Annotated in this window: 6 protein-coding genes; 4 read left to right on the forward strand and 2 right to left on the reverse strand. The window is 70.9% G+C overall.

What is annotated here, in order from left to right:
* Positions 1–104: 104 nt before the first annotated feature.
* Together G6030_RS09190 and G6030_RS09195 are read left to right on the forward strand one after the other, a co-directional pair.
* On the forward strand, positions 105–1,772 hold the full coding sequence (locus tag G6030_RS09190) for an AMP-binding protein (protein WP_182642924.1): 1,668 nt from the start codon (positions 105–107) through the stop codon (positions 1,770–1,772).
* 22 nt (positions 1,773–1,794) lie between these two features.
* Positions 1,795–2,532, forward strand: a complete 738-nt coding sequence (locus G6030_RS09195; RefSeq protein WP_182642925.1) for a hemolysin III family protein — start codon at positions 1,795–1,797, stop codon at positions 2,530–2,532.
* Between the two features lie 120 nt (positions 2,533–2,652).
* On the opposite strand, the gene G6030_RS09200 is transcribed toward G6030_RS09195, so the two are convergent.
* Together G6030_RS09200 and G6030_RS09205 are read right to left on the reverse strand one after the other, a co-directional pair.
* A complete protein-coding gene (locus G6030_RS09200) occupies positions 2,653–3,759 on the reverse strand; it encodes a nitronate monooxygenase (RefSeq protein WP_182642928.1) in 1,107 nt (368 codons plus the stop codon).
* Between the two features lie 2 nt (positions 3,760–3,761).
* Positions 3,762–5,399, reverse strand: a complete 1,638-nt coding sequence (locus tag G6030_RS09205) for an acyl-CoA synthetase (protein ID WP_182642926.1) — start codon at positions 5,397–5,399, stop codon at positions 3,762–3,764.
* A gap of 81 nt (positions 5,400–5,480) precedes the next feature.
* Here G6030_RS09205 and G6030_RS09210 point away from each other — a divergent pair, with 81 nt between their 5' ends.
* Together G6030_RS09210 and G6030_RS09215 are read left to right on the forward strand one after the other, a co-directional pair.
* Positions 5,481–6,287 (forward strand): crotonase/enoyl-CoA hydratase family protein, encoded by an 807-nt coding sequence (locus G6030_RS09210; protein WP_182642927.1) that lies wholly within the window; start codon positions 5,481–5,483, stop codon positions 6,285–6,287.
* 63 nt (positions 6,288–6,350) lie between these two features.
* Positions 6,351–6,616 (forward strand): response regulator (locus G6030_RS09215; RefSeq protein ID WP_187701674.1); only part of this gene is annotated, 266 nt, incomplete at its 3' end.

A 6,616-nucleotide genomic window follows, 5' to 3' on the forward strand; every position in this document is an offset into this window, starting at 1 on the left:
CTCGCCGCCAAGGCGAACGAGTTCCGACTCGGCGGCGCGACCCGACAGCTCCTCGACCTCGGCGACGTGCTCGCCGTCCACGGCGACCTCTGGGAGTTCTCCGCATGAGCAGCAGCACGGTCCAGACCATCGCCGACGTCGCGGCCCGGCCGTTCACCTCCGTCGCCGACGCCGTCCACGCCCTGTCCGCCGTCGGCGACCGCGGCATCTGGTCCGACGACCGGCTCACGCCGTGGTCGGACGCCGTCCGCGCGTCGGCCGTGCGGATCGCGGCGCTGCGTGAACTGATGGCCTCGTCGTCGTCATCACCGGCGCGCACACCCCACATCGGTCTCCTCCTGGCCGGCACCCCCGAGTACCTCCACCTGCTCGGCGCGGCGGCGTGTTCGGAGATCGTCGTGGCCGGGCTCAACCCCACGCGCCGCGGCGAGGCGCTCCTGCGCGACGCGGCGCTCGCGGACTGCGCGCTCATCCTCACCGACGCCGACAACGAGGCGCTCCTCGACGGCCTCGACCCCGGCATCCCGGTGGTCAACGTGGACTCCCCCGAGTGGGCCGCGCTGCTCGACCGCCACGCCGACGCCACGCTCCCCGCGGTCACGGACGTGCCGACCGGCCCCGACGACCTGGTCGCGCTGGTCTTTACCTCCGGCACCAGCGGCGATCCCAAGGCCGTGCGGATCACGCAGAACAAGATCTCCGTGCCCGGACGCATGCTCGCCGAACGGTTCGGCATCGGCACCGACGACTGCGTGTACAGCGCGATGCCGCTGTTCCACTCCAACGCCGTCATGGTCGCCTGGCCGATCGCCCTGTTCTCCGGCTGCTCCATCGCGCTCCGCCGCCGGTTCTCCGCCTCCAACTGGCTCGACGACGTCCGGCGGCACGGTTGCACGTTCGCCAACTACGCCGGCGCGCCCCTGTCCTACATCCTGGCCACCCCCGAGCGGCCCGACGACGCCGACAACCCGATGCGCGTGGTCTACGGCAACGAGGCCCCGGCCGACGTGCGCCGCGAGTTCGCCCGGCGCTTCGGCGTCACCGTGGTGGACGGGTTCGGCTCCAGCGAGGGCGGCATCTCCGTCACGCGTACGCCCGAGACCCCCGACGCCGCCCTCGGACCGCTCCCGGCCGGGGTGCTCGTCGTGGACCCCGAGACCGGCGAGGAGTGCCCGCGCGCCCGCTTCGACGACGCGGGCGTCCTGCTCAACGCCGACGAGGCCGTCGGCGAGATGGTCGCCGACGGACCCGGACTGTTCGCCGGCTACTGGGGCGATCCGGCCGCCGACGCCGAACGCATGCGCGGGGGCCGCTTCCACTCCGGTGACCTCGCCTACGTCGACGACGACGGGTGGGTCTACTTCGCGGGCCGGTCCGGTGGCTGGATGCGCGTGGACGGGGAGAACCTGGCGGCGGCACCGATCGAACGCGTACTGCGCCGCCACCCCGATGTGGCCGAGGTCGGCGTGTACGCCGTGCCGGCGGCGACGGTGCGCGGTGCGGCCGCCATCGGCGACGCCGTGGCCGCGGGGGTGGTGCCGCGTGAGAGCGCCGACGTCAGCGCACTCGCCGACGGGTTCGCCGACTTCCTCGCCGCCCAACCCGACCTGGGCCCCAAGCAGCGACCGTCGCTGCTACGGGTCACGTCGGCGCTTCCGAGGACCGCGAGCTTCAAGTTCCGGGCGCGGGATCTCACCTCGCTCGGGACGGATCCCGCCGGGGACCGGGTCTGGGTCCGCCCCGACGGCGCGGAGGCCTTCACCCCCGTGTGACGACCTCGGTAAGTTTCATGTCGTGGACCCCGCCCTGAACACCGACCCGCGTACCGCCGCCGGCACCGCCGACCAGCCCGATGCCGTCGCCGTCGCGCCCGACGACGACTTCGGCGTCCCCGCCGCGGTCCCGCCCAAGCCGCTGCTGCGCGGGTGGATCCACGCCGGCACCCTCCCGGTGGCGATCGCGCTGGGTGTGGTGCTCACCGTGCTCGCCGACGGGACGGCACTGACCTGGGCCTGCGCGGTGTTCCTGGCCACGTCGACCCTGCTGTTCGGCATCTCGGCGCTCTACCACCGGTGGAACTGGGGGCCGAAGGCGTCCGGGCTGCTGCGGCGGCTGGACCACTCCAACATCTTCCTGCTCATCGCCGGGACCTACACACCGATGACGGTCGCGGCGCTCGAGGCGCCGGCCAGCACGATCCTGCTGTCGATCGTGTGGGCGGGGGCGCTGCTGGGGATCGTCTTCCGGCTGTTCTGGCTCTCCGCGCCGAGATGGCTGTACGTGGTGCTGTACATCGTCCTGGGCTGGACCGCCGTGTGGTTCGCCGGCGACCTCATCGAGGCCAACCTCGCCGCCGTCATCCTGGTCCTCGTCGGCGGTCTCGCCTACACCGGCGGCGCGGTGGTCTACGGGCTCAAGCGCCCGAACCCGTCACCCGGCGTCTTCGGTTTCCACGAGATCTTCCACGCCTGCACCGCGGTCGCGTTCGGGTGCCACTGGGCCGCGATGCTGCTGTTCGTGCTGGGGAGCTGACGACGCCGGTTCCCCGGCCTCAGGTGCCTCAACGCGGAAATCCGCTACTCCGAATCCGGATTCGCTACTCCCACAGAGGTAGCGGATCCGGATTCGAGGTAGCGGATTTCGGTGGGCGGGTCAGGCCAGCGTGCCGCGCAGGCGCTCGACGGCCGCCTCGTACTCGGCGACGATCTGCTTCATGGTCTCGGCGACCGGGACCACACCGTCGAGCGAGCCGATGATCTGCCCGGCAGGCATGGCCACGACCTCGGGGTCCTGGGCCTCCGAGATCCGCTGGTGCGCCTCGGCGACGAGCAGGTTCTGCAGCGGCATGGGCAGCGGCTCCGGGGCGTCGGCGGCCGCCCACGCCTCCGTCCACTTGCTCTTGAGCAGGCGGGCGGGCTTGCCGGAGTAGATCCGGGTGCGAACGGTGTCCCGGCTGGTCGCCGCGACCAGCGCCTTCTGCATCGCCCTGGACCCGCCGTCCTCCGCGTACTCGGAGGCGGTGAGCCAGCGCGACCCCATCCAGGCGCCCTGGGCACCCATACCGACGACGGCCGCGACCTGCGTGCCGTCACCGATGCCGCCGGCCGCGAGCACCGGCGCCCGGCCCCCGAGCGCCCGGACGATCTCGGGCACGAGCACCATCGTCGCGACCTCGCCGGTGTGGCCGCCGGCCTCGCCGCCCTGGGCGATGACGATGTCGACCCCGTTCTCGACGTGGGCCAGGGCGTGCTTGGTGGCGCCGGCCAGCGCGGCGACCTTGAGGCCGTTCTCGTGGGCGAGGTCGATGATGTGCTTCGGCGGGGACCCGAGCGCGTTGGCCACCAGCCCCGGCCGGTGCTTGAGGGACATCTCGACGTGCGACTGCGCGACCGAGTGGAGCCAGCCGAGGACGCCGGCGTTCTTCGCGGCGTCATCGCCCAGCGGCGGCACCCCGAGGTCGTCGAGGACCCGGTTGACGAAGGACTTGTGCTCCTCCGGGATCATCGCGGCGATGTCGGAGGGGCTGCCCTCGGTGGGCACCTTGTTGGGCATGACGATGTCGACGCCGTACGGCTTGCCGTCGGTGTTCTCGTCCATCCAGGTCAGGACCTCGTCGAGCTCCGCGGCGTCGTTGTACCGCACGCAGCCCAGCACCCCCATCCCGCCGGCGCGGGTCACGGCCGCCGCGACCGCCTTGGACGGGGTGAACGCGAAGATCGGGTACTCGATCCCGAACTCCTCGGTGAGAGAGGTACGAATGCTCACTTGCTGATCTCCTGGCTGTCGTCTGCGGGACGGGACGCGGCGATCTCCGCGGCCCAGCGGTAGTCGGGTTTGCCGGCGGGATTGCGTTTGACCGACGATTCGACCCACAGCGCGCGCGGGCACTTGTACCGGGCGATCTCCTTGCGCGCGTACTCGTTGAGTTCCTCGATCGGCGGGCACTTCCCGTCGCGGGTGTGCAGCACCGCGGCGACCTTCTGACCCATCCGCTCGTCGGGGACGCCGATCACCAGGGCGTCGAATACGTCGGGATGCGTCTTGAGCGCGGCCTCGACCTCCTCCGGGTGCACCTTCTCGCCGCCGGTGTTGATGGAGACGGAGCCGCGGCCGAGCATCGTCACGGTGCCGTCGGCCTCCACGCGGGCATCGTCCCCGGGGATGGCGTAGCGCTTGCCGTTGAACGTCTTGAACGTCTCGGCGGTCTTGGCCTCGTCTTTGTAGTAGCCCAGCGGGATGTGGCCGGTGCGCGCCACCTTGCCGATGACGTCCGAGCCGGGCTCGACCTCGTTGCCGTCGGCGTCGAGGACGGTGGTCTCGCCGTCGATCTTCACCCGCGGCCCGCCGGTGTGGGTCTTGCCCTTCTCCGCCAGCGCGATGCCCGAGAACCCGGTCTCCGAGGAGCCGATCGAGTCCGAGATCATCGCGTTGGGGAAGGCGTCCACGAACTGGTCCTTGACCGACGGCGAGAACAGGGCCGCCGAGGAGCCGAGGTAGAACAGCGACGACGCGTCGTACTTCTCCGGATCCCACGCCTCGATCATCGGCCGCGCCATCGCGTCGCCCGTGATGAACATGAGGTTGATCTTGTGGTCCGTCACGGCCTGCCAGACCGCCTCCGGATCGAACTCCGGGATGAGCACGTTGGTGTGTCCGGCGAACAGCGCCATGAGGATCGCCCACTGCGCGCCGCCGTGGATGAGCGGCGGCAGCGCGCACCGGACGAGCACGCCGCCCTCGACCGCCTTGTTCGCGAGCTCCCACTCGTCGGCCACGCGTTCGCCGGTGAGGAAGTCGATGCCGCCGCCGAGGACCATGAAGACGTCCTCCTGGCGCCACATCACGCCCTTGGGCGAACCCGTGGTGCCGCCGGTGTAGAGCATGTAGATGTCGTCGTTCGACCGCTCACCGAAGTCGCGCTCGGGCGACTGCGCCGTCAGCGCCTCGTCGTAGTGCGCGACCGTGACGCCCTCGGGAGCGGCCGGGTCGGGCCCGTCGGTGCCGTCCTCGACGACCAGACAGTGCCGCACGCCCGGCGTCCGGGGGAGGGTCTGCTCGAGGACGTCCGAGTACCGCCGCTCGTGGATCACCGCCACGGCGTCGGAGTTGTCGAGCAGGTACTCGAGCTCCGCGGACACGTAGCGGAAGTTGACGTTGACCATGACGGCGCGGATCTTGAAGATCGCCACCATGGCCTCCACGGCCTCGATGGTGTTCCGACTGTAGACCGCGACCTTGTCGTCCGGTCCCACGCCCACGGACTGAAGGTGGTGCGCGAGCCGGTTGGCCCGCTCCTCCAGCTCCCTGAACGTGAAGGACCGCTCCCCCTGGACGAGGACGAGCCTGTCCGGTACGCGGTCCACGCTGTGCTCTACGAGATCCCCGATGGTGTACGCCATGGCCCTAAAGTAGAACCTGTTCCGCCCGCGTGGTGTGGGTTACATTCGATCGCGTTCTGAAAAGATTCCGCTGGAGGCCCCATGACCACGACCGTCACCCCGGAGGACCAGCACCTGCTCACGGAGCGGCGTGGGCATGCCCTGATCGTCACCATGAACCGTCCCGAGGCGCGTAACGCCCTGTCGGGCCCGATGATGCGTGGCATGGAGGCCGCCTGGGACCTCGTGGACTCCGACCCGGACATCCGGGCGTGCATCCTCACCGGCGCGGGCGGCTACTTCTGCGCGGGCGCGGACCTCAAGGCGATGAACAACGACGCTCCGGGCGACAAGTTCGCGGGCGGCGGCTGGGACCTCACCAGGCTGCCCGCCCTGCTCAAGGGGCGCCGGTTGAGCAAGCCACTCATCGCCGCGGTCGAGGGCCCCGCCATCGCCGGCGGCACCGAGATCCTCCAGGGCACCGACATCCGCGTGGCCGGCCGGTCGGCGAAGTTCGGTGTCTCAGAGGCGCGCTGGGGCCTGTACCCCCTGGGCGGCTCCGCGGTGCGCCTGGTCCGCCAGATCCCGTACACCGTGGCGATGGAGGTCCTCATGACCGGCCGTCACCTGTCCGCCGAGGAGGCCGAGCGGTTCGGCCTCATCGGCCACGTGGTCGACGACGGCTCCGCCCTGGACAAGGCGCTCGAGATCGCCGAGGCCATCGCCGCCAACGGCCCGCTCGCCGTCCAGGGGATGATCGAGACGATCCGTCGGACCGAGGGCATGCACGAGGAGGAGGCCTTCACGGTCGACGCCGAGGTGGGCGGGCGTGTGTTCGCCTCCGCCGACGCGAAGGAGGGCCCGCGGGCCTTCGCGGAGAAGCGCAGGCCCGAGTTCCGGGGAGAGTGACTACCCGCGTTCACATCTGCCTATAAGGTCGACTCGACGATCGTCGACGAACGAGGGTGGGAAATGAGTGGCGCAGGACCGCGGGTAGTGATCGCCGACGACGACGAGGACATCCGCGAGCTTGTCGCCTTCAAACTCTCCAACGCCGGGTACGAGGTGCGCGCGGCCCGGGACGGGGTCGAGGCCCTGGAGGCGATCATGAGCTTCGAGCCGGCGCTGGCGATCCTCGACGTCATGATGCCCGGGCTCTCCGGACTCGACGTCCTGCGCCGGCTGCGTGACGGGGAGGGTCCCGCGGACTGCCGCGCCCTGCTGCTCACCGCCCGGGC

It is taken from the genome of Dietzia sp. E1 (assembly GCF_014145015.1).
Lineage (GTDB): Bacteria > Actinomycetota > Actinomycetes > Mycobacteriales > Mycobacteriaceae > Dietzia > Dietzia cinnamea_A.

What these genes read in the sequence shown, in the direction of transcription:
- G6030_RS09190 (WP_182642924.1), top strand. Translation starts at nt 105, where the DNA reads ATGAGCAGCAGCACGGTCCAGACCATCGCCGACGTCGCGGCCCGGCCG.
- G6030_RS09205 (WP_182642926.1), bottom strand. Translation starts at nt 5,399, where the DNA reads ATGGCGTACACCATCGGGGATCTCGTAGAGCACAGCGTGGACCGCGTA.
- G6030_RS09210 (WP_182642927.1), top strand. Translation starts at nt 5,481, where the DNA reads ATGACCACGACCGTCACCCCGGAGGACCAGCACCTGCTCACGGAGCGG.